25 protein-coding genes are annotated in these 22,626 nt (G+C 64.2%); 7 read left to right on the forward strand and 18 right to left on the reverse strand.

Going from position 1 to position 22,626, the window contains the following annotated elements:
- Positions 1-14: 14 nt before the first annotated feature.
- From atpD to VIL88_RS08845, 5 genes are all read right to left on the reverse strand, one after another.
- Positions 15-1,454, reverse strand: a complete 1,440-nt coding sequence (gene atpD, locus VIL88_RS08825; protein ID WP_331987863.1) for a F0F1 ATP synthase subunit beta — start codon at positions 1,452-1,454, stop codon at positions 15-17.
- 21 nt (positions 1,455-1,475) lie between these two features.
- Complete coding sequence (locus VIL88_RS08830) at positions 1,476-2,363, reverse strand: F0F1 ATP synthase subunit gamma (RefSeq protein ID WP_331987865.1); 888 nt, start codon at positions 2,361-2,363, stop codon at positions 1,476-1,478.
- Between the two features lie 24 nt (positions 2,364-2,387).
- Positions 2,388-3,923 carry a F0F1 ATP synthase subunit alpha gene (gene atpA, locus VIL88_RS08835; protein WP_331987866.1) on the reverse strand — a complete coding sequence of 512 codons (1,536 nt, stop codon included), beginning with the start codon at positions 3,921-3,923 and terminating at the stop codon, positions 2,388-2,390.
- The gene (locus VIL88_RS08840) at positions 3,923-4,519 is read right to left on the reverse strand and encodes a F0F1 ATP synthase subunit delta (protein ID WP_331987867.1); all 597 of its coding nucleotides are present in this window, start codon (positions 4,517-4,519) and stop codon (positions 3,923-3,925) included. Before VIL88_RS08840 ends, atpA begins: the two co-directional genes overlap by 1 nt.
- Before the next feature lie 174 nt (positions 4,520-4,693).
- The gene (locus tag VIL88_RS08845) at positions 4,694-6,862 is read right to left on the reverse strand and encodes a primosomal protein N' (protein WP_331987869.1); all 2,169 of its coding nucleotides are present in this window, start codon (positions 6,860-6,862) and stop codon (positions 4,694-4,696) included.
- Positions 6,863-6,977: 115 nt separating this feature from the next.
- Here VIL88_RS08845 and VIL88_RS08850 point away from each other — a divergent pair, with 115 nt between their 5' ends.
- The 3 genes from VIL88_RS08850 to VIL88_RS08860 all read left to right on the forward strand — a co-directional run bounded on the left by VIL88_RS08850 (position 6,978) and on the right by VIL88_RS08860 (position 10,224).
- Positions 6,978-7,907 carry a tyrosine recombinase XerC gene (locus VIL88_RS08850; RefSeq protein WP_331987871.1) on the forward strand — a complete coding sequence of 310 codons (930 nt, stop codon included), beginning with the start codon at positions 6,978-6,980 and terminating at the stop codon, positions 7,905-7,907.
- A 107-nt stretch (positions 7,908-8,014) separates the two neighbouring features.
- The gene (locus tag VIL88_RS08855; RefSeq protein WP_331987873.1) at positions 8,015-8,953 is read left to right on the forward strand and encodes a DMT family transporter; all 939 of its coding nucleotides are present in this window, start codon (positions 8,015-8,017) and stop codon (positions 8,951-8,953) included.
- A gap of 98 nt (positions 8,954-9,051) precedes the next feature.
- A complete protein-coding gene (locus VIL88_RS08860) occupies positions 9,052-10,224 on the forward strand; it encodes a hypothetical protein (RefSeq protein WP_331987875.1) in 1,173 nt (390 codons plus the stop codon).
- Positions 10,225-10,662: 438 nt separating this feature from the next.
- Here VIL88_RS08860 and VIL88_RS08865 read toward each other — a convergent pair whose 3' ends face one another.
- The 8 genes from VIL88_RS08865 to VIL88_RS08900 form a co-directional block, all read right to left on the reverse strand.
- Entirely contained in the window at positions 10,663-11,445 is a 783-nt protein-coding gene (locus tag VIL88_RS08865; RefSeq protein ID WP_331987878.1) for a succinate dehydrogenase iron-sulfur subunit, read from the reverse strand.
- Positions 11,446-11,593: 148 nt separating this feature from the next.
- The gene (locus tag VIL88_RS08870; RefSeq protein WP_331987880.1) at positions 11,594-11,890 is read right to left on the reverse strand and encodes a hypothetical protein; all 297 of its coding nucleotides are present in this window, start codon (positions 11,888-11,890) and stop codon (positions 11,594-11,596) included.
- Positions 11,887-12,300, reverse strand: coding sequence for a type II toxin-antitoxin system VapC family toxin (locus VIL88_RS08875; protein WP_331987882.1), 414 nt, complete (start codon positions 12,298-12,300; stop codon positions 11,887-11,889). The genes VIL88_RS08870 and VIL88_RS08875 overlap by 4 nt, the downstream gene beginning before the upstream one ends.
- 2 nt (positions 12,301-12,302) lie before the next feature.
- Positions 12,303-12,545, reverse strand: a complete 243-nt coding sequence (locus tag VIL88_RS08880) for a hypothetical protein (RefSeq protein WP_331987884.1) — start codon at positions 12,543-12,545, stop codon at positions 12,303-12,305.
- 26 nt (positions 12,546-12,571) lie between these two features.
- Complete coding sequence (gene sdhA / locus VIL88_RS08885; protein ID WP_331987886.1) at positions 12,572-14,383, reverse strand: succinate dehydrogenase flavoprotein subunit; 1,812 nt, start codon at positions 14,381-14,383, stop codon at positions 12,572-12,574.
- Positions 14,384-14,387: 4 nt separating this feature from the next.
- A complete protein-coding gene (gene sdhD / locus VIL88_RS08890) occupies positions 14,388-14,780 on the reverse strand; it encodes a succinate dehydrogenase, hydrophobic membrane anchor protein (RefSeq protein ID WP_331987888.1) in 393 nt (130 codons plus the stop codon).
- A complete protein-coding gene (sdhC, locus tag VIL88_RS08895) occupies positions 14,780-15,166 on the reverse strand; it encodes a succinate dehydrogenase, cytochrome b556 subunit (RefSeq protein WP_331987890.1) in 387 nt (128 codons plus the stop codon). Before sdhC ends, sdhD begins: the two co-directional genes overlap by 1 nt.
- A 167-nt stretch (positions 15,167-15,333) precedes the next feature.
- Positions 15,334-15,690: a hypothetical protein gene (locus VIL88_RS08900; protein ID WP_331987892.1), complete on the reverse strand. Its 357-nt coding sequence runs from the start codon at positions 15,688-15,690 to the stop codon at positions 15,334-15,336.
- Between the two features lie 75 nt (positions 15,691-15,765).
- Here VIL88_RS08900 and VIL88_RS08905 point away from each other — a divergent pair, with 75 nt between their 5' ends.
- Positions 15,766-16,347 (forward strand): NUDIX domain-containing protein, encoded by a 582-nt coding sequence (locus VIL88_RS08905; RefSeq protein ID WP_331987894.1) that lies wholly within the window; start codon positions 15,766-15,768, stop codon positions 16,345-16,347.
- On the opposite strand, the gene VIL88_RS08910 is transcribed toward VIL88_RS08905, so the two are convergent.
- Positions 16,344-16,550 carry a DUF1737 domain-containing protein gene (locus tag VIL88_RS08910; protein WP_331987895.1) on the reverse strand — a complete coding sequence of 69 codons (207 nt, stop codon included), beginning with the start codon at positions 16,548-16,550 and terminating at the stop codon, positions 16,344-16,346. The two genes, VIL88_RS08905 and VIL88_RS08910, sit on opposite strands and share 4 nt — an antisense overlap.
- A 69-nt stretch (positions 16,551-16,619) precedes the next feature.
- On the opposite strand from VIL88_RS08910, the gene VIL88_RS08915 reads away from it, so the two are divergent.
- Entirely contained in the window at positions 16,620-17,261 is a 642-nt protein-coding gene (locus VIL88_RS08915; protein ID WP_331987896.1) for a carbonic anhydrase, read from the forward strand.
- Between the two features lie 171 nt (positions 17,262-17,432).
- Positions 17,433-17,723 (forward strand): hypothetical protein, encoded by a 291-nt coding sequence (locus tag VIL88_RS08920; protein ID WP_331987897.1) that lies wholly within the window; start codon positions 17,433-17,435, stop codon positions 17,721-17,723.
- A 34-nt stretch (positions 17,724-17,757) separates the two neighbouring features.
- Here the strand turns inward: VIL88_RS08920 and VIL88_RS08925 are convergent, their stop codons facing one another.
- Genes VIL88_RS08925 through VIL88_RS08940 form a run of 4 tightly spaced genes read right to left on the reverse strand, consistent with a single transcriptional unit; the run spans position 17,758 to position 21,040 of the window.
- Positions 17,758-18,615, reverse strand: coding sequence for an EamA family transporter (locus VIL88_RS08925; protein WP_331987899.1), 858 nt, complete (start codon positions 18,613-18,615; stop codon positions 17,758-17,760).
- Entirely contained in the window at positions 18,615-19,490 is an 876-nt protein-coding gene (locus tag VIL88_RS08930) for an EamA family transporter (protein WP_331987900.1), read from the reverse strand. The genes VIL88_RS08925 and VIL88_RS08930 overlap by 1 nt, the downstream gene beginning before the upstream one ends.
- An 8-nt stretch (positions 19,491-19,498) precedes the next feature.
- Entirely contained in the window at positions 19,499-19,942 is a 444-nt protein-coding gene (locus tag VIL88_RS08935; protein WP_331987902.1) for a GNAT family N-acetyltransferase, read from the reverse strand.
- A 57-nt stretch (positions 19,943-19,999) separates the two neighbouring features.
- Entirely contained in the window at positions 20,000-21,040 is a 1,041-nt protein-coding gene (locus tag VIL88_RS08940; protein ID WP_331987903.1) for an aspartate-semialdehyde dehydrogenase, read from the reverse strand.
- A gap of 389 nt (positions 21,041-21,429) precedes the next feature.
- Here VIL88_RS08940 and VIL88_RS08945 point away from each other — a divergent pair, with 389 nt between their 5' ends.
- Positions 21,430-22,509, forward strand: coding sequence for a hypothetical protein (locus VIL88_RS08945; protein ID WP_331987905.1), 1,080 nt, complete (start codon positions 21,430-21,432; stop codon positions 22,507-22,509).
- The last annotated feature ends 117 nt before the right edge of the window (positions 22,510-22,626 follow it).

The following is a 22,626-nucleotide window of genomic DNA, read 5'->3' on the forward strand; positions in this document are numbered from 1 at the left end:
AGCCCGATATCATCTTAGGCGGCCTGTGCGGCCAGCTTCTGCGCCTTCTTGACGGCGTCTTCGATGGTGCCGACCATGTAGAAGGCGGCCTCGGGCAGGTGATCGTACTCGCCGTTCACCAGGCCCTTGAAGCCCTTGATTGTATCTTCGAGCTGCACGAACACGCCAGGCGAACCGGTGAACACTTCGGCCACGTCGAACGGCTGCGACATGAAGCGTTCGACCTTGCGCGCGCGGGCCACGACCAGCTTGTCCTCTTCGGACAGTTCGTCCATGCCCAGGATGGCGATGATGTCCTGCAGAGCCTTGTACTTCTGCAGCACTTCCTGAACGCGGCGGGCTACTTCGTAGTGTTCCTGGCCCACGGTCAGCGGGTCGAGAATACGCGAGTTGGAGGCCAGCGGATCAACGGCGGGGTAGATGCCCTTTTCCGAAATGGCGCGGTTCAGCACGGTCACAGCGTCGAAGTGGGCGAAGGAGGTTGCCGGTGCCGGGTCGGTCAAGTCGTCGGCGGGCACGTACACGGCCTGAACCGAGGTAATCGAGCCCTTGTTGGTGGTGGTGATGCGTTCCTGCATCGCGCCCATGTCGGTCGCCAGCGTCGGCTGGTAACCCACGGCGGAGGGAATGCGGCCCAAGAGAGCCGACATCTCGGCGCCGGCCTGGGTGAAGCGGAAGATGTTGTCCACGAAGAACAAGACGTCCTGGCCCTGGTCGCGGAAGTTCTCGGCGATGGTAAGACCAGTCAGGGCCACGCGGGCGCGGGCGCCAGGGGGCTCGTTCATCTGGCCGAACACCAGGGCGCACTTGGAGCCGGCAGCCGAACCACCGTTCTCTGCCGGGTCCTTGTTCACGCCCGACTCGATCATTTCGTGGTAGAGATCGTTGCCCTCGCGGGTACGTTCACCCACGCCGGCAAAGACCGAGTAACCACCATGCGCCTTGGCGACGTTGTTGATCAGTTCCTGGATCAAGACGGTCTTGCCCACGCCGGCGCCGCCCATCAGGCCGATCTTGCCGCCACGAGCATAGGGGGCAATCAGGTCCACGACCTTGATGCCGGTGACCAGCACCTGCGATTCCGGCGACTGCTCGGCAAATTCGGGTGCTTCCTGGTGGATCTCGCGGCGGTCTTCGCCCGAGATGGGGCCGGCTTCGTCGATCGGCTCGCCGATGACGTTCATGATGCGCCCAAGGGTCGCTTCGCCAACGGGAACCGAGATGGCGGTGCCCAGGTCGATCACTTCGGCGCCGCGCACCAGACCTTCGGTCGTGTCCATGGCAATGGTGCGCACGGCGTTCTCGCCGAGATGCTGCGCCACTTCCAGCACCAGGCGCTGCCCATTGTTGTTGGTTTCGAGTGCGTTGAGAATCGCAGGCAGGTGATCGTCAAACGTGACGTCGACGACGGCGCCGATGACCTGCGATACGCGACCGGCCTTTTTTTCTGCCATTTGTTCGTCCTCGCTAATGCGTTAGAGCGCTTCGGCGCCCGAAATGATTTCGATGAGTTCTTTGGTGATCTGGGCCTGGCGCTGGCGGTTATAGCTCAGCTGCAGCTTGCCGATCATTTCGCCGGCGTTACGCGTGGCGTTGTCCATGGCGGACATCTGCGCACCGTAGAACGAGGCGGAGTTTTCAAGGAGCGCCCTCAGGACCTGCACCGAGATATTGCGCGGCAGGAGATCCTCGACGATGGCTTCTTCGCTCGGCTCGTACTCATAGGGCACGGTAGAACCGCTGACGGCGCCCTCACCCTCCACGCGATCGAGCTTGGCCGGGATGATCTGCTGCGCGGTCGGTACCTGCGAGATCACCGAACCGAACTTGGCAAAGAACAGCGTCGCAATGTCGAACTCGCCGGCGTTGAACATCGCCAGCACCTTCTCGGCGACCTGCGAAGCCTGCGTGAAGCCGACCTGCTTGACGTCGCGGAAGTTGAACGTATCGAGGATCAGCTCCGGATACTGGCGGCGCAGGATGTCGTGGCCCTTGCGGCCCACGGTCAGGATCTTGACGGTCTTGCCTTGGGCGATGAGCTTTGCGGCATGTTCGCGGGCAAGGCGGGCGATCGAGGAGTTGAAACCGCCGGCAAGGCCACGCTCGCCGGTGGCAACCACCAGGAGGTGAACCTGGTCGCGGCCCGTGCCGGCCAGGAGCAGCGGGGCATCGGTCTGGCCTTCGTAGACGGCGCCGAGAGACGCGAGCACCTTCCCCATGCGCTCGGCATAGGGGCGAGCCGCCTCGGCTGCATCTTGGGCGCGGCGGAGCTTGGCCGCCGCGACCATCTGCATGGCCTTGGTGATCTTCTGGGTCGATTTGACCGAGTCGATCCGGTTCTTGAGGTCCTTTAGCGAAGGCATGGGCCCGTGCGCTCCTTGTTGGCCTTAGGCCGCGTAGGTCTTCTTGATCTCGTCGAGCGCGGCCTTGAGCTTGGCGCGCGAGTCGTCGGTGAGCTGCTTTTCGGTCGCGATGGTCTTGAGCAGATCGGCATGCTTGCCGCGCAGGGCCGACAGCACGGTCTTCTCAAAATCACCGACCTTGTTCACCGGAACGCTGTCGAGATAGCCGTTGGCACCGGCAAAGATCACCGCAACCTGTTCTTCCGTCTTGAGCGGAGAGAACTGGGGCTGCTTGAGCAGTTCGGTCAGGCGCGCACCGCGGTTGAGCAGGCGCTGGGTCGAGGCATCGAGGTCCGAACCGAACTGGGCGAAAGCCGCCATTTCGCGATACTGCGACAGCTCGCCCTTGAGCGAGCCGGCAACCTGCTTCATCGCCTTGATCTGGGCCGAACCACCGACGCGCGACACCGAGAGACCCACGTTCACCGCAGGACGGATGCCCTGGAAGAAGAGATTGGTCTCCAGGAAGATCTGGCCGTCGGTGATCGAGATCACGTTGGTCGGGATATAGGCCGACACGTCGTTGGCCTGGGTTTCGATAACCGGCAGCGCGGTCAGCGAACCAAGACCGTGGTCTTCGTTGAGCTTTGCGGCGCGTTCGAGCAAGCGGGAGTGGAGGTAGAACACGTCGCCCGGATAGGCTTCGCGGCCCGGCGGACGGCGCAGCAACAGCGACATCTGGCGGTAGGCGACGGCCTGCTTGGTCAGATCGTCATAGGCGATCACGGCATGCTTGCCATTGTCGCGGAACCACTCGCCGATGGCGCAGCCGGTAAACGGCGCGATGTACTGGAGCGGCGCTGGGTCCGAAGCGGTTGCGGCGATAACGATCGAGTAGGGCAGTGCGCCCGATTCCTCTAGCTGGCGCACGAACTGGGCAACGGTCGAACGCTTCTGGCCGACAGCCACGTAGATGCAATAGAGGCGGTCGGTGTCCGACGCGCCGGCATCATGTGCGGGCTTCTGGTTGAGGAAGGTGTCGAGGATGATGGCGGACTTGCCGGTCTGGCGGTCGCCAATGATCAGCTCGCGCTGGCCACGGCCGATCGGGATCAGCGCGTCGATGGCCTTGAGGCCGGTCGACATCGGCTCATGCACCGACTTGCGCGGCAGGATGCCAGGCGCCTTGACGTCGACGCGGCGGCGTTCGGTGTGGACGATCGGGCCCTTGCCGTCGATCGGGTTGCCGAGACCATCGACTACGCGGCCGAGCAGGCCAGGACCAACAGGGGTGTCCACGATGGAGCCGGTGCGCTTGACGACGTCACCTTCCTTGATCGACCGGTCGTTGCCGAAGATCACGACGCCGACATTGTCGGTTTCGAGGTTGAGCGCCATGCCCTTGATGCCGCCCGGGAACTCGACGAGCTCACCGGCCTGCACGTTGTCGAGGCCGAACACGCGGGCGATACCGTCGCCGACGCTGAGCACCTGACCGACTTCGGAAACCTGGGCTTCCTGGCCGAAATTCTTGATCTGGTCCTTGAGGATCGCAGAAATTTCCGCGGCTTTGATGTCCATTATCCGACCTCTTTCATGGCGATCTTCATCGCAGCGAGTTTTGTCTTGAGCGAAGAGTCGATCATCTGCGACCCGACCTTCACCTGAAGGCCGCCAATCAGAGAGGGATCGACGAATTGGTTAAGCGTGACGGTCTTGCCGATCTTGGCGCGGAGTGTCTCGCTGAGCGAAGTGGCCTGTTCGGCACTGAGCGGCGCCGCGGAGGTCACTTCGGCGGTGACTTCGCCCCGCGCTTTGGCAGCCAGTTCGCGAAAGGCGACGATGATGGCGTCGAGCGCGAATAGCCGGCCATTCTTGGCCACGAGACGGAGGAAATTGGCCACCAGCGGGTTGGTCGCGGTGCGGGCGAGAATAGCGTCGAGTGCCGTCGCCTTTTCGTCACCGGCAATGACGGGCGACCGCAGGAAGCGCGCGAAGTCGCTGCTTTCCCCGATCAGGCGTGACACGTCCGAGAGAGACGTTTCCACCGATGCCAGCTGATTCTCGCTCGAAGCGAGGTCGAACAGCGCCGACGCATATGGCCGGGCGATCTGGGTAAGCACTGAATTCTGCGCTGCCAATGCCTCAACACCCTCTTGTTTGCCTGCCTGCTTCACCGCCGCATTTCTCAAGGGAAACTTGGGCGGTTGCCGACGCTTGCGCTTGTTTGGAAAAGGAGCTTCCGGACAGCCCCTCGAAGTTGGGCCCGCTCTAGCACAAGCCTCGCGCGGCTTGCAAGGCTTGGGGTTCCGATTCAAAGCCTGCGAAAGTGTCGCAGGTGGTCCGGTGCGCTACATGAAGCTCATCGGGTCGATATCCACCTGCACCCGCAGGTTGCCGGTGATTTTCTCGGCCGAGCCGAGCCAGAAGCGGACATAGCCGGAGAGGTCGAAGTCCTTGCCCGATTGGGCGAGGAGGCGCACCCGGTGCCGACCGCGGATCATGGCGATCGGCGCATCGGCCGGGCCGAACAGGCGTACGCCTTCGGACATGGGCGCCGCCGAAAGCAGGCGCTTGGCATAGTTCATGGCGATGTCGTGCTCGTTGGCGGAAACGATCAGCGCGGCCAGCCGTCCGAACGGCGGCAGGCCGCCCGCCTCGCGCGCCATCAATTCATGCGCGTAGAAGGCTTCGCGGTCACCGCTGACCATGGCGCGCATCACGGCATGATCGGGATGGTAGGTCTGGAGGAAGGCCTTGCCGCTGCGCGAGGCACGGCCGGCGCGCCCCGCTACCTGGGTCAGGATCTGGAAGGTCTTTTCGGCCGCCCGCGGATCGCCATGTGCCAGCCCCAGATCGGCATCGAGCACCCCGACCACCGAGAGCTTCTCGAAATGGTGCCCCTTGGACACGAGCTGGGTGCCGATGATGAGGTCGTATTCGCCTCGCTCGATCTCGGCGAAACGCTCGCGCAGCTGTGCATTGCTGCCCATATCCGAGGACAGGATGACCCGCCGTGCATCGGGGAAGCGGATGGCGGCCTCTTCGGCAACGCGCTCGATCCCCGGTCCGACCGCCACGAGGCTTTCGGGATCCCCGCACTTGCCGCATTCCAGCGGCCGCCGTAGTTCATGGCCGCAATGATGGCACATGAGGACGCCGCGGAAGCGGTGCTCCACCATCCAGGCGGAACAGTCCGGGCACTGGTACTGATGACCGCACGACTTGCAGAGGGTCAGCGGCGCATAGCCGCGCCGGTTAAGGAACAGCAGCGCCTGTTCCCCCCGGTCAAGTGCCGAGAACACCTCGCGCGCCAGCGTCGGCGCGATCCATTGCCCCTTGTCAGGTCCCTCCATGCGCATGTCGATGGCGGTGATGTCGGGCAGTGCCGCTTCGGCAAAGCGCGAGGTCAGCATCACATGGCTATAGCGGCCGGAATTGGCGTTGTTGCGCGTTTCCACCGATGGCGTGGCCGATGACAGGATGACCCGCGCATTGCTGAGATGGGCCCGCACCACCGCCATGTCGCGGGCGTGATAGGTGATGCCGTCCGCCTGCTTGTAGGCGCCGTCGTGCTCTTCATCGAGCACCAGCATGCCCAGTTCGCGGAAGGGCAGAAACAAGGCGGAGCGGGCGCCCACCACCGCACGCACCGTGCCGTCGAGTACCCCGCGCCAGACGCGGGCACGCTGCACTGGCGTCATGTCCGAGTGCCATTCCGCGGGCTTGGTGCCGAAACGCCGGGTAAATCGGGCAATAAAGGTATTGGTGAGCGCGATCTCAGGGAGCAGGATCAGCGCCTGCCGCCCAGCGCGCAAAGTGTCCGCCACCGCTTCAAAGAACACCTCGGTCTTGCCGCCGCCGGTCACGCCATCAAGAAGGGCGACGCCGAACTGGTGCGGATCGAGCCGGGTGATCTGCGCCAGCGCGGCCGCTTGCGCCTCCGACAGCTGGGCGACGCTGCTTTCTGGATCGGGAGGCAGGACCACCGGAGGCGGCGGCATTTCCAGCCGCTCCACCGCTCCCGCCCGCTCAAGCCCCTCGATCACCGACGGCGATACGCCGGTCGCCCCGATCAGCGCCGGCTTTGGCCAGGGCATATCGTCCAGCAATGCGTCGAGCACGCGCAGCCGCGCCGGCGTGAGCTTTTCCGGCTCGCGGCCCGTGCGGCGATAGGCGACCACCGGCTTTGGCGGATCGAGCGCTTCGGTGGACCGGAGCACGGCGCGCAGCACCTGGCCGGGCGCCGCCAGCGTATAGCGCGCGACCCATTCCACCAGCTTGAGCAGTTCCTCGGAAAGCGGGAGCACATCGTAACGGTGCGCGATATCGCGCAGCCGGTTATGCGCCACCATGTCCTTGGGCGGTCCCCAGACCACGCCCAGCGTCAGCCGCGGGCCAAGCGGCACCGAGACAATAGAGCCGCGCTCCACCGCCATGCCGGGCGGCACGCGATAGCTATAAGGGCCGTCGACGGCGACCCCCACCATGACGGCAACGATGTCTGGGCGATCTTCCATTTGTGCTTGTTCTGTTCGCATTGGAACATAGGCAGCGCAAGTGATTCCGTTAAGGGCGGGAACACACAAGCGTGGGCTTAAGCATGCTTTTACCGCGGCTCACCACACTGGGCGCATGGTCGATTCCGCTTTTGCTACCGACGATTTCGTGCGCCGTCAGCTTGCCGCCTGGCAGCGCGACCTCGGCTCGGTGCGGCGCCTGGCTGACAAGACGCTTGAAGCCTATGGCCGCGATGTCGACCAGTTCATGCGCTTTCTGGCCGGCCACATGGGTGGGCCGGTTACCCTCGCCAGCCTCAAGGCCCTGCGCGCCGCCGATATTCGCGCCTTCATGGCGCAGCGGCGCAGTGAAAGCCTTGGTTCGCGCTCCTTGGCGCGGGTGCTTTCCGCGCTCAAGAGTTTCTTTGCCTTCCTTGAGCGGGAAAGCGTGGTCAGGACCGAGGCGCTCAACGTCATCCGTACGCCCAAGCTCCCAAAGTCCCTGCCTAAAGCTCTGACAGTGCTCGAAGCGCGCCAGACCATTACCACCACCGGCGAGATGGAGGAGCGTCCCTGGATTGCCGCTCGGGACATGGCGGTGCTGTCGCTTTGCTACGGCGCGGGCCTTCGCATTTCCGAAGCCTTGGCACTGACGGGCGCGGACCTCGAGGCGCAGGTGCTGCGGGTGACTGGCAAAGGCGGCAAGGTGCGGCTGGTGCCGCTGATCGAGGCGGTGCGCAAGAGCATCGACCTTTATCTAAGTCTCTGCCCCTACAAAGTAAAAGCGGATGAACCGCTGTTCCGCGGCCTGCGGGGCGGGGTGTTGTCGCCGCGGCTGATCCAGCTGCGGGTGCAGCAACTGCGCGGCGCGCTCGGCCTGCCCGCCTCGGCGACGCCGCATGCCCTGCGGCATTCATTCGCCACCCATTTATTGGGGCGCGGCGGGGACTTGCGTGCCATCCAGGAACTGCTTGGACACGCCAGCCTCTCCACCACGCAGATCTATACGGCGGTCGATACCGACCGGCTGCTGGAGAGCTATCGGAGCGCACATCCTCGCGGATAGGTGCTCAATATGCTGACACGGTGCTAGCACCTCACCCGATAGCAAACCGAACCCTTTTCGGCTCTTCGGACTTGTGACCGGCGCCCCGGCGCTCCTATCACAACGGCATGTCCACCTCCACCATCCCCTCCCGCAACGACCCCCTCGGTTACGGCTTTGCCGTCGCCGGCGCCATCCTCTTTTCCACCAAGGGCATCTTCATCAAGCTCGCCTATGGCGAAGGCGTCTCGAGCGAGATGCTGCTCAGCCTTCGCATGATCGTGGCGCTGCCCGTCTACCTCGTGATCCTCGTGACGCTCTTGCGCCGTTCACCCGAAGCGCGCGCCATGTTGAACCCGCGCGTGGTGCTCGTGAGCATGGCCGTGGGAATCCTGGGCTACTACATTTCGAGCTACCTCGATTTCCTCGGGCTCAACTTCGTTTCGGCCCAATATGAGCGGCTGGTGCTCTTCACCTACCCATTCTTTGTGGTGCTGTTCGGCGTCTGGTTCTTCGGCGACCGCATGGTCTGGGCCGTCCTGCCGGCCATGCTGGTGAGCTATGGCGGCCTCTTGGTGATCTTTGGCTGGAATCTTACCGTCGCCCCGGATGGTCTCGTGGCCGGCACGCTGCTGGTGCTGGGTTCGGCCATCACCTTTGCGCTCTACCAGCACCTGGCCAAGCGGCAGATGCTGGTAATCGGCGCCGGGCTCTTTACCTGCCTCGGCATGTCAACGGCCGCCGTCTGCGCCATCGGGCAGAACCTCGTCGTGGCAGGTCCTGGCAGCTACCTGGCCCTCCCGCCGGAGATCTGGGCCTATGGCCTGGCGCTCGGCGTCCTCGGCACGGTTCTGCCCAGCTTCCTGATGAATGCCGGCATGGCCCGTATCGGCGCGCGTGCGACCTCGTCGACAGCCGCCTTCGGGCCGCTCGTCACCATCGTCTTTGCCGTCATCGTCCTGTCAGAACCCTTTACTCTATTCCACCTCATCGGCACGGCACTTGTGCTGGCCGGCTCGATCCTGTTCACCCGGGCCGAAAAAAGGGCGCGGCGCTTAAATGGATAAATTTGTTCGCCCTATTCGCTTTTGAGTGCCGCAAAGCCGCTGTAATCTCTCGCCACCACTGGCGATCTCCATGCGGGAAGGGACAACCGATGAAATCAATGCACAGTTTGTTGGGCAGCGCTGCGCTGGCCTTGGCGCTTGCTGCGGGCCTTTCGGCGCCGGCACTGGCGCAAAAGACCACGACGCCCGGCAACGAAGCGGCCGCCGATGTCGACTTCGGCGACGATTCGAGTGAATGGGCCAATGACGGCGAATGCGACGATCCGCGCTTCACCGGTGAAGGCAGCGCCGACGAACTGGTGGACGAGGACATCCGCAAGGACGCAACCGACTGCCGGACCGCCTTCGAGGAGGGCAAGGTAACGCTGGTCGAGGACACGGCTGCCACCGAGGACGCAGCAGCGACAGACGACACGACCACGCCGGACGAAGTCGAGATCGCCTCTCCCATCGATGCCATCGACTTCGGCGATGATACGAGCGAATGGGCCAATGACGGGGAATGTGACGATCCGCGCTTTACCGGCACCGGCTCGGCAGACGAATTGCTTGAGGCCGACATCCGCCACGATGCCACTGACTGCAAGGCCGCCTATGAGGCTGGCACCGTAACCCTGGCTGACGAGTCCGGCACGGCTGCCAACACCGAGAGCGGCGACAAGTCCGATCTCGCGATCCTTGCCGAGCGGATCAATTTCGGCGACGATTCCAGCGAATGGGCCAAGGACGGCGAATGCGACGACCCCAGCTTCAGCGGCTCGGGCATGGCCGCCGAACTGACCGATGAAGGCCGCATGGCCGACGCCACCGACTGCAAGGCAGCCTTTATCGCCGGCACCATCACCCTGGGCAGCGGCGGCTCGGGCACCGCAGCAGTTGCCGCCTTCGACTATGGCGGCGACTGGAGCAAGTGGGCCAATGACGGCGAATGCGACGACCTCCGCTTCGAAGGCGAAGGCACAGACAAGAAGCTCCTCAGCGACGACACGATGGGCGACGCCACCGATTGCCAGACGCTGGAAGCCGAAGGCAAGGTTTCGATCCGCAAGGTCTATACGCCCGAATATGCCGCCGGCGCCCCCTATGACAGCTCGGACATCGACTTTGGCGACAACAGCTCCGACTATGCCAATGACGACCAGTGCGACGACCCGCGCTTCCAGGGACCGGGCGCGGCCCTGACCCTTTTGGAAAGCGACCTGATGCACGACAGCGCCGACTGCAAGGCCGCCTACGAGGCCGGCACCATCATCCTCAACGAAGACGCGTAAGCGGTTGAAATGGAATGAAAGCGGCGGGCCTGGTGCCCGCCGTTTTGTTTTGGGTGCTCTGCGTTAGCCCCGTCGCGCACCGATCGTCACCCTCGGGCTCGACCCGAGGGCCCTGAACTTGTGGACCGCGCCTAAGTGAAACGCCCTCGGGTCAAGCCCGAGGGTGACGGCCGGCGGGTGTGGCTGTCGACTCCCTCCCCCTTGCGGGGAGGCTTCGGAGCGTCCCGCAGGGCATATCGATCCTGTGGAGCGATATGAGCAAAGAAGGCCATGAGAGCTATGCTCGAATGGCTGATCCCGACATCGGGGCTCTCCCACCCCCTCCCACCCTCCCCCGTCGAGGGGGAGGTGCCGCCCTGTGACTGGCGCAAGATCGTGCCCATGGGTGAAGAGAAACCTCGCCCTCGACGGGGGAGGCAGCAGGGACGAATGCCGGCACTAAGCCGCCTTGCGTTCCACCATCATCTTCTTGATCTCGGCGATGGCCTTGGCCGGGTTCAGGCCCTTGGGGCAGACCTTGGCGCAGTTCATGATCGTGTGGCAACGATAGAGCTTGAACGGGTCCTCGAGGTCGTCGAGGCGCTCCTGCGTGGTCTGGTCGCGCGAGTCGATCAGCCAGCGATAGGCCTGCAGCAGCGCCGCGGGACCCAGATACTTTTCGCCATTCCACCAATAGCTCGGGCAGGAGGTGGAGCAGCAGGCGCAAAGGATGCACTCATAGAGCCCGTCGAGCTTGGCGCGCTGCGGCACCGACTGGGTCCATTCCTTGTCCGGCGTGGGCGAGGTGGTCTTGAGCCAGGGCTCGATGGCGCGGTGCTGGGCATAGAAGGTGGTGAGGTCGGGCACCAGGTCCTTGACCACCGGCATGTGCGGCAGCGGGTAGATCTTGATGGCACCCTTGCTATCGTCCATGCCCTTGGTGCAGGCCAGCGTATTGAGCCCGTTGATGTTCATCGAGCACGAACCGCAAATGCCCTCGCGGCACGAGCGGCGCAGCGTCAGCGTGGGATCGACCTTGTTCTTGATCCACAACAGGGCATCAAGGATCATCGGGCCGCAATCGTCGAGGTCGACGAAATAGGTGTCGATGCGCGGATTGGCGTCCTGATCCGGATCATAGCGGTAGATGTGATATTCCCGCAGGCGCTTTGCCCCGGCGGGCTTTGGCCAGGTCTTACCCTTGGTGGGGCGATCGGCCTTGGGGAGCATCAGTTCGACCATGGGTCGCATCCTTTCCTCGTGCCGCTCAACCGGCACTCAATTCTGTTCGGCGTCATCCCCGCGCAGGCGGGGATCCCACTTCACCGGGCGAGGGAGATTCCCGCCTGCGCGGGAATGATGCCGTGGCTGTGGCGGGTCCGTTTCACCATCAATAGTTCGGCTTGCACACCTGGTTCGATTTGGCGACATAGGTGTTGTAGGCGTCGTACTGTTCCTGCGGCACTGAGCCGCCCTGCATGGCCGAGATCACCAGCGCCATGAAGCGCTCGTCGATCAGCGTCACCGCCGCATCGGCCTTGCAGGAACAGAGCGCCTGGTCCTGCGCAATGCTCATGCAGACCTGGTAAAACTCCGTCTTCTGCGCCTCCGTCGGTGTCGCCGCGTGGGCGGGCATGGTTATCGCAAGGCTGGCGAAAGCCAGCGCGTATCGGCTAAGCGCGGTCATGCTTCACCTATGTAGGACACGGATTTGATGAAATCGCCGTAGCCGGCCTCGATCGAGCGTTTGATGAGCGGCTCGTCGCGCGTCACCAGCGGCGCCTTGTGGCGCTCGGCACAGGCCAGGAAGATACAGTCATAGACGGGGTGCGACAGTTCAACCGAAAGGTCCAGTGCCCGCACGGTAAGGTCGCGGCTGGGCAGCAATTGCGGGACGACCTTGGCGATGAAGTCCAAACCTTCGTATGCGACTTGGGTGTCGATCTGATCCCTGCGCAGCTTGCGGGCGAGCACATTGGCAGCTTCCACCAGCAAGATGTCTGGCGCGATCATATCCGTGCGCGTCAGCAAGCGCTCGGACGCCTCTGCATCGTCTTCGGGCAGGACCCACTGCAAGGCTACGGACGTATCGATCACGATCACCGGTTCCGATCTTCCCGCAAGAGCAACAGGCTGTCGGTTTGAGCGACGCCGGGACGAGCCATGGCACGCAAGGCACGCGATTGGGCAATCAGATCTGCCGCATCCGCACGCGTCACGTGCAGATACCCATGCAGGATCGCCGCAGCCTCTTCGGCGACGGAACGACCATTGGCACTGGCCCGCTCTTCGAGAGCGGCCCGATCGTCAGCTTCCAGGTCCAATTCGATCTTTTGGTCCATCCTTGCCTCCTGTGTCGCCACAGAGCCTAATACACCCGCGCCTTGGGGGCGATCTTCTTGAGGTCGATGCCGCCCTCTTCATAGGGTGTCAGAGGGTCGACATGCACCGGGCGGTAGCCGAGCTTGACCGCACCGGTTTCGATGTCGATCCAGCTCAGCGTGTGCTTGCGCCAGTTGACGTCGTCGCGGTTGGGATAGTCCTCATGCGCATGGGCGCCGCGGGATTCCTGCCGCGCTTCGGCCGAGACGACGGTGACCATGGCGCAGGCCATGAGGTTTTCGAGTTCCAGCGTTTCCACCAGGTCCGAATTCCAGATCAGCGACCGGTCGGTGACCTTGACGTCGGGGAGGCGCGAATAGATCTCGCTCATCCGCTGCACGCCCTGCTTGAGCGACTCGTCGGTGCGGAACACGGCGGCGTCAGACTGCATGGTGCGCTGCATCTCGTCGCGCAGCTTGGCCGTGGGCTGGGAGCCCGCCGCGTTGCGCAACCGGTCGAAGCGGGCGAGGATCTTGTCGTCCTGCGCCTTGTTGATCGGCGGGATCGGCGCGGCACGGTCGATCACCTTGCCGGCGCGAATGGCGGCGGCACGGCCGAAAACTACGAGATCGGTTAGGGAGTTCGAGCCCAGGCGATTGGCGCCATGAACCGAGGCACAGGCCGCTTCACCTACCGCCATCAGGCCGGGCACGACGCGGTCGGGATCGTCCTCGGTCGGGTTCAGCACTTCGCCATGATAGTTCGCGGGAATGCCGCCCATATTGTAGTGCACGGTCGGCAGCACCGGGATCGGTTCGCGGGTGAGGTCGACGCCGGCGAAGATCTTGGCACTCTCGGTGATGCCCGGCAGGCGCTCATGCAGCACCTTGGGGTCGAGGTGATCGAGGTGGAGGTAGATGTGGTCCTTGTTGGGACCGACGCCCCGGCCTTCGCGGATTTCCAGCGTCATGCAGCGCGAAACCACGTCGCGCGACGCCAGGTCCTTGGCATTGGGGGCATAGCGCTCCATGAAGCGCTCGCCTTCCGAATTGGTGAGGTACCCGCCCTCGCCGCGCGCGCCTTCGGTGATGAGGACGCCGGCGCCATAGATGCCGGTGGGGTGGAACTGCACGAATTCCATGTCCTGCAGCGGCAGACCGGCACGGGCCACCATGCCGTTGCCGTCGCCGGTGCAGGTATGGGCCGAAGTGGCAGAGAAATAGGAGCGGCCATAGCCGCCGGTTGCCAGCACCACCAGCTTGGCGCGGAAGCGATGCAGCGTGCCGTCATCGAGCTTCCAGGCGATCACGCCCTGGCAGGCGCCGTCGTCGCCCATGATCAGATCGAGCGCAAAATACTCGATATAGAATTCGGCATTGTTGCGCAGCGACTGGCCATAGAGGGTGTGGAGAATGGCGTGGCCGGTGCGGTCGGCGGCGGCGCAGGTGCGCTGCACCGGCGGGCCTTCGCCGAACTCGGTCATGTGGCCGCCGAACGGGCGCTGGTAGATGCGGCCATCCTGCGTGCGCGAAAACGGCACGCCGTAATGCTCGAGCTCATAGATGGCGGCCGGCGCTTCGCGCGCCAGGTATTCCATGGCGTCGTTGTCGCCCAGCCAGTCCGAGCCCTTGACCGTATCGTACATGTGCCACTGCCACGAATCGGGGCCCATGTTCTGGAGCGAAGCGGCAATGCCGCCCTGGGCAGCCACCGTATGCGAGCGGGTGGGAAACACCTTGGTGATGCAGGCGGTCCTGAGGCCTTGCTCGGCCATGCCCAGCGTTGCGCGCAGCCCGGCGCCGCCGGCGCCCACCACCACCACGTCGAATTCGTGGTCGATGAGTTCGTAAGTGGCCATCAGGCTAACCCCAGAAGACGAGCTTGAGAATGGAAAGGACGCCCGTCAGGGCGATGGCGATACAGAACAAGGTGTTGAGCATCATCAGGAGGTCATAGCTGCGGCCATGGAAGTAGTCTTCGAGCACGTCGCGCATGCCGTTGCGCATGTGGATGGTGACCACGGCCAGCAGCACCGCGAAGGGAATGCCGATCCAGCCATTGCCCAGCACCGACACCATGTCCGGGCGGTCCTGCCCGGCAAGGCGCACCACGATGAAGAGGAGAAAGCCCAAGAAGACGATGTTGTTCAGCCCCGTCAGGCGCTGGGTCAGGAAGTGGCGGGTCGAGGCCTTCTTGGCGCCATAGACCGACTTGGGATTGGCGACGACGTCGCGGGTGATGATCTGTTCGCGCATCATGCCATCCAGATGAAAAGCGTCCAGACCAGGAGGGTCAGGACAACCGAAGCGGCAACATTGGCCCAGGCCAGCAGCTCGCGCTGCCCCGGCTCCATGCCCAGAATAAAATCCCACACATAGTGGCGGATGCCGCCCAGCATGTGGTGGATCAGGCTCCAGCTATAGCCGAAGAGGACGATCTGGCCGAACCAGGAGGCATAGATCTCGTTGACCGCGTTGAGCGGTTCCTGGCCCAGGGCGGCGGCGCCCAGCCAGAACACCAGCAGCACCGTGCCCACGTAGTTGGCGATGCCTGTCGCGCGGTGGGCGATCGACATGGCCATGGTGATGGTCCAGCGATAGACCTGGAGATGGGGAGATAGAGGGCGGGAGCGAACCGTCATGAAGCCTCGCTGGCGCACGCGTGAACGCGCGCAGTTTGGAATGGTTCGAGACTTCTAGCGGGCAAGTGTTACGAAATCAAAGCACCAAAAGCGGCGGGGCGGCAAGTTTTGGCGCAAAGCGCACTTTGTTCGTATGTCGAACAGCGTGTGCGCTGCCCGCATGTGCGTCAGAGGCCGGGGCCGCTCCAACTGTCGGCTGCCGCTTCCGGACGCGGGCACTTGAACGGCAGAAAGGTGCTCGCCGTGCCGCTGTTCATCATGGCCAGCGTCAGCGCATCGGCGATGTCGAGTTCCTGCTGCGATTGCGGGCAGATCATGCCGCCTTCCGTGCAGCCGCCGGCGATGAAGTTCTCGTTGCCGGCCAGAAAGGCATAGTTCATGTCGTCACTGCCGAACTGGTCCAGCGCCTGGTTCCACGCCTCTTCGTAAAGCGCGCATTTCTGCGCCGGCCAGTCGCCTGCCGGTGCTTGTGCCGCGGCGGGGCCAGCGAGAAGCAGGGAAAGGGCAAGAAGGGAGAGACGCATGGGGGTCCTGTGGGGTTGACGGCTGGTGCCGGCGAGAGCTTTGCGGCAAGACTGCCGCGCGCATGGAGACAACAGATGGACGATACGATCAAGATCGATGGCGTGACCCCGCTTGCCCGCAACTGGGGACGCTTCGACCGCTACGAGGTGACCCATGACCGCCGCGACGGCTCGCGGCAGACGGTGAGCCGCGAGGTCTATGACCATGGCAGCGCCGCGGCCGTACTGATGTATGCGCCGACCACGGGCAGCGTCATCCTGGCGCGCCAGTTCCGCCTTCCGCCCAATCTCAACGGCGATCCCGCGTGGATGATCGAGGCCCCGGCGGGCATGCTGGACGGCGAAACGCCGGCCGTTGCCGCACGGCGCGAGGCGATCGAGGAAACCGGCTACGAGCCACAGGCGCTGCAGTTCCTGTTCAACGTCTATATGAGCCCCGGTTCCCTCACCGAAAAATGCGCCTGTTTCCTCGCGCACTACACGCCGGGCGAAAAGCTGGCCGAGGGCGGCGGACTCGCCGCCGAGGGCGAGGATATCGAGGTGTTCGAGATCGCCTTCGACCAGGCGATGTCCATGATCGGCACTGGAGAAATCTGCGACGCCAAGACCATCCTCATGCTGCAGGCCCTGGCGCTGCAGCTTCAGGCTGGACGCTAGTAGTCGACGAGCTTCTTGTCCGGGTCATAGGGCTGGTCGCGGGCGATGCGGGTGACGGCCTGGCCGCATTTCATCTTCTTGCTGACCGCATCATAGGCATAGCTGGGCGAGCCATGCAGCGACCAGCCCTCGCTCAGCGCCTTGGTCACCTTGTGGCAGAAGCTGGCATCGTCCTCGCCGGTCAGGAAGCGGTAGATAAGCATCGGTGTCCCCGTCGGGCGCCTTGTGCGCCGCAGTTGATCTCGCCCCTTCTTATCGCTAATCCATGGGCCATGAACAGTTTTCCTCAACACCTGCTCGACGGCCACGCCAACTTCATGGCGGGCCGCTATGTCCGTGAGAAGGACCGCTATCGCGAACTGGCGTCCATTGGGCAAAGCCCCAAGACCATGATCATTGCCTGCTGCGACAGCCGCGCGGCGCCCGAGATGATCTTCGACGCCGAGCCGGGCGAGGTCTTCGTCCTGCGCAACGTGGCCAACCTCGTGCCCACCTATCAGCCCGACGCGGGCCAGCACGGCACCTCGGCGGGCATCGAGTTTGCCGTCAAGGCACTCAATATCAGCAACATCGTCATCATGGGCCATGGCCGCTGCGGCGGCATCAAGGCAGCGCTCAACCCCGATCAGAGCCCGCTCGACGAGGGCGACTTCATCGGCAAGTGGATGAGCATGCTGGGCGACCTGCCGAGCCAGCTCAGCACCAATTCGGTGATGACACCGGCCGAACGGCAGACGGCGCTGGAGCGGATTTCCGTCCGGAACTCCATCAATAACCTGCGCACCTTCCCCTATGTAGCCGAGCTTGAAGCCGAAGGGAAACTGGCCCTGCACGGCGCGTGGTTCGATATCTCGACCGGCGAACTCTGGGTGATGGATACCGACACAGGCGACTTCTACCGCCCGCAGTTGTGAGGCCTTCCGGGCGCCACGTTCTGCCCGAATGTTTCCCGCCCGGGGCCGATTTTCCGGCCCGGGGAGAACACATTGCCTTTCCATGCTTGGTGCACGGGGCGCAGGAGAGCACCCCGTCGGAGACCGGCTAACCGGTCGCCGCCCAAACTCCCACATTGGAGCCCAACTCCCATGAAGAAGATCCTTGTTTCGTCCATGTTCGTGCTCGGCCTGTCCACTGCCGCCTTCGCGCAGACGCCCACCACCTTTGCCGATGTCGACGCCGACGCGAATGGCGAGCTGAGCCTGAGCGAACTGCAGACGGTCTGGACGGACCTGACGGAAGACGAATTCACCAAGGCCGACGCCGATGGCAGCGGCGGCCTCAGTGCCACCGAGCTCAACACCCTCCAGCCAGCCTCGGTGCCGGCGGCACCTTCCGAACCGGCAGCGCCGGCCGAACCGGCAGCGCCCGCGCAGTAAAGCAGTGGCCGCCCTTCGGGGCGGCCATTTCGTTTCAGGCCGGGCGGCGCAGCACGGTCACGACAAGACCGGCAATGACGAGGACGGCACCGGCCACTTCGATCGGGGTGATCACCTCGCCCAGGACGAGATAGCCCGAAAGCAGCCCGGTAATCGGCACCAGCAGCGTGAAGGGCGCCACCACGGAGGCCGGGTGACGGCCTAGGAGCCAGGCCCAGATCGCCCCACCAAGCAGCGTCGCCGGATAGGCTAGGAAAGCGATCAGCGCCGCATCGCTCCAGCCGAAACCGCTGATGGCGCCCACCACAGCCTCGGGCCCTTCCACCATGAGCGACAGCGCCAGCAGCGGAACGGGCGCCACCAGCGAGCCCCAGACGGTGAAGCCCACGGCGCTGACCTTGCCCGCCTTCTTGGTGAGGACATTGGCCAGTCCCCAGCTGAGCGCGGCCAGCAGCGTCATTATCAGCGGCAGCAATGCGGTCGCCGCAAGGCGCTCCAACGCGATCACGGCGATGCCGGCAAAGGCCACCAGCGCCCCGATGATCTGCATGCGCCGCGGCCGCTCGCCCAAAAGCACGAAGGCAAGCGCCATGGTAAAGAACGCCTGCGTCTGCAGCACCAGCGAGGAGAGACCCGCCGACATGCCCCAGGCCAGGGCCAGGTTGAGAAAGCCATAAAGCGCAAAGCCGAAGGCCAGGCCAAACCCCACCACCAGATACCATGGCGCCCTGGGCGGCCTGACGAAGAACACCGCCGGCAGCGCGGCTGCGGTGAAACGGAGGCAGGCGGCCAGGATCGGCGGCAGCGCCTCGACGCTGAGCTTGATGACGACGAAGTTGAAGCCCCAGATGGCAACGACCAGGAGGGCGAGGAGCACGTGGCGGAACGGCATCAGGCCACCCGCATCCGACCAAGCAGGCGCGGCCCAAAGACGTTGAGCAGCAGTCCGGCAAAAATCAGGAGGCTCCCCACCACTTCCAGCGCCGTCATCGCCTCACCCAGAAACACGAAGGCCGCGGCAAAGCCGACCACCGGCACGAGGAGCGAGAACGGCGCCACCGTGCTCGCCGGATACCGCCCCAGCAGCACCGCCCAGGCGCCATAGCCCATCAGCGTCGAGCCATAGGCGATGAACAGCACCGAGAACACGGCCTGCGGGCTGATGGTGAGGAGATCGGCAAAGGCCTGCGGGCCCTCGAAAAGGAGGGTCAGGCCGATCATCGGCAGGGGTGGCACGAGGCTCGCCCAGACGACGAAGGCCAGCATGTCGATCTTGCCGGCGCGCTTGTTGACGATGTTGGAACTGGCCCAGGAAAAGGCCGCGACCAGCGTCAGCAGCAGCGGCACCAGCACCGCGCCGCCGAGATGCTCGGCCCCGATCGTGCCCAGCCCGAGCAGGGCAATGGCCGCGCCGCCAAGCTGCAGCGGCGTCGGCCGGTCGCCCAGAAGGAGAATGGCCAGCGCCATGGTGAAGAACACCTGCATCTGCATGACGAGACTTGCGAGCCCGGCCGGCATGCCGAGGCGGATGGCGGTGAACAGGAAGCTGAACTGGAGGACGCCCACAGTCATGCCGTAGGCGAGGAGGATTGGCCAGCCCACCTGCGGCCGCCGGACAAAGAACACGGCCGGCAGGGCGCAGCCGAGATAGCGCAGCGCCGTCAGCAGGAACGGCGAGATCTCGTCCACGCCCCATTTGATGGCCACGAAATTGAGCCCCCAGATCAGGACGACGCCGAGGGCAAGAGCGATGTCGCGAGGCGGCATGGGAGACCTTAGAGTGCAGCGCCGGCTTGCCAGCGCAGAAGAATGTCAGGCAGACCTGCCTCATTGTCGCCTTGCGTGCCACCGATCTCGGCGAAACCCTGCGCTGCGTAAAATGCACGCGCCGCGTGGTTTTCCGCAAAGCACCAGAGATCGAGCTGGTCGGCCTCCATCTTGGCATGCGCCATGAGCGCCTGCCCGATGCCGCGCCGGCGCAGTGCCGGATCGAGATAGAGATGCTCGATCCAGCCCGGCGTCTGTGCCAGGAACCCGGCCACCGCGCCGTCGACGCGCGCCAGGGTCATCTGGCCCCGTTGGATGTAACCGCCAAAGAAATCGAGGTCCTCCTCCCGGCTATGCAGCACGGGAAGAAAGGGCAGGCAGACCTGGCGCGAACGCGCAAACAGGTCGACCACCGCCTCGAGGTCGGCGTTTTCGGCTTGGGCGAGCATCATGGGATCAGGATCAGGGAGCCGAGCACCGCAGGAGCCGCGATGCTCGTGCCGTCCGGACTAGGCCGCCTTGCGCGATTCGAGGCCGCGGGCGATCAGCTCTTCGGCGATCTGGATCGTGTTGAGCGCGGCGCCCTTGCGCAGGTTGTCCGAGACCACCCACATGGCAAGGCCGTTTTCGACCGTGTTGTCTTCGCGGATGCGCGAAACGAAGGTGTCGTATTCGCCCACCGCTTCCACCGGGGTCGCGTAGCCACCCGGCTCGCGCTTGTCGAGCACCGAAATACCTGGCGCCTCGCGCAGGAGGTCGCGGGCCTCGTCGGCCGAGATGGGATTCTCGAACTCGAGGTTGACGGCTTCCGAATGGCCGACGAAGACCGGCACGCGCACGGCGGTGCAGGTCACCTTGATCTTGGGATCGAGGATCTTCTTGGTTTCGGCCAGGACCTTCCACTCTTCCTTGGTGTAGCCATCCTCCATGAACACATCGATATGGGGGATGACGTTGAAGGCGATCTGCTTGGGGAACTTGCCGGGGGTCGCCGAGTCGTTGACGAAGATGCCCTTGGTCTGGTTCCAGAGCTCGTCGACGCCTTCCTTGCCGGCGCCGGACACGGATTGATAGGTGGAGACGACGACGCGCTTGATCTTGGCTGCGTCATGCAGCGGCTTAAGCGCCACGACGAGCTGGGCCGTCGAGCAGTTGGGATTGGCGATGATATTGCCGCGCTTGGGGTCGGCCAGCCAGCGCTCGAGCACATGGCCGTTCACTTCCGGCACGATCAGCGGCACGTCGGAATTGTAGCGCCAGTAGCTCGAATTATCGATGACGATGCAGCCCGAATTGGCGATCCTGGGCGCCCATTCCTTGGAAATGGAGCCGCCCGCCGACATGATGGCGAAATCGACGCCCTTGAAGTCGAAGTCGTCGAGGTTCTTGGCCTTGAGGATCTTGTCACCATAGGAAATCTCGCGGCCGATCGACTTCGACGAGGCCAGCGCGATGACCTCGTCGGCCGGGAACTTGCGCTCCGCCAGGATATTGAGAACTTCACGGCCCACATTGCCCGTGGCTCCGACGACAGCGACGCGATAACCCATTTTGGAACTCCAGTCCCTTGCCAGTTTCCGCCCCGCGCGATGCTTGGCATCGCGGCCAGTGCTTTGCGGCCTCTCCCCGGCGGGGAGAAGGACCCGGGGAAAAGCGTCAGGCGGTTTTGGTGGTTTTGGTCAACATGGCAGCGACGCCACCAGCAAAGGGCCGGAGGCACGGGCGATCGGCAATGGAAAAGGCGCTGATCATCATCGACTGCATAGTGATTGCAGGCGAAGTCATACTCCCAAATAGGAAATAGTCAATTACCCACGGCAGCCGGCGCTTACTGATGCCTGGCTGCAACAAGGCAGGTGTTAAGCAGCGCTTAACGCAGTATGTTGTTGCCGCGTTAGCGTCTCCTGCGGGAGATAGCGCCAGGTTAGAGGACGTTTCGATGCGCAAGACGATTGCTGCCGGTCTGGGTTTGTCGCTGCTTCTGGCAGCCGGTGCCGCGGCGCAGGACAACGCCGTCTTCTTCGATCCGGCCCTCAGCACCGCCTTCACCGCACCCTCGGCCTTTGACGGTCTTTATGCCGGCGTGCTGGCCGGCCCGATCTCGGCCCGCAAGAACAACTTTAACGCGATCGGCGCCGATATCCGCCCCGAAATCGGCGGTGTCGTGGGCTGGAACCAGCCGGTTGCCGATGGTCTGGTCGTGGGCGGGGAAGTGCAGGCAACCCTCGCCACCGACTTTTCCTCCGCCTACCTGCGCCTGATGGCGCTGGCGCGGCTGGGTTTCGCCGCCGGCGACAATAGCCTGATCTATGTGCTGGGCGGCGCCGGCCGCCTGGGCGAGAGCTGGGCTTTCGAGGCAGGCCTTGGCGCCGAAGTCATGGTCACCGACAACATGGCCCTGCGCCTCGAAGCGGCCGGCATCGGCCAGCTCGGCCCAGTGCCCAATGGCAACAACGTGCCCGCCGTGTCTGCCATGCGCATCACCTCGGGCGCCATCTGGCAGCTCGACGGCGCGCCTGCCGCGACAACCTTCAATTCCGGTCCGGTTACGGACTTTTCCGGCCTTTATGCCGGTCTCAACATCGGCGGCTTCACCGATCCGCAATACAACTTCTTCAACGACTACGGCTATGGCTGGCACCTCAGCCGCTTCGAAATGGGCGGCTTTGCCGGCTATTCGCATGCGCTCAACGACACGTTCCGCGCCGGCGTCGAGGCGCAGCTGGGCATCAACTACGACACGTCGGGTGATGCCGGCGCCGACCTCCTGGCGCTGGCCCGCGTTGGCGTCGTGCCGACCGAAGGGGTGCATGTCTATGCCGCGGGCGGCCTCGGCCTTGCCGAGGGCCGCGGCGCCTATGCGCTAGGCGGCGGCGTCGAATATGCCCTCTGGGGCCAGGCGAGCCTGCGCGGCGAAGCCCTGCTGCTGGGCCGCCTCGACGGCACGCCAGGCCTGAGCGGGGTCACAGGCCCGTCAACCAGCAAGGTCACCATTGGCACGGTGTGGCACTTCGACTAAGACGCTCGACAATCCTCAGTAGCCTCATGGTGAGCCTGTCGAACCACGAGGCGTGGCAGCATCTTGCCACGCCCTCATGTTTCGAGGCTCGGCAAGGGCCTCGCACCTCACCATGAG

Source organism: Devosia sp., from assembly GCF_036563435.1.
Taxonomy (GTDB): domain Bacteria; phylum Pseudomonadota; class Alphaproteobacteria; order Rhizobiales; family Devosiaceae; genus Devosia.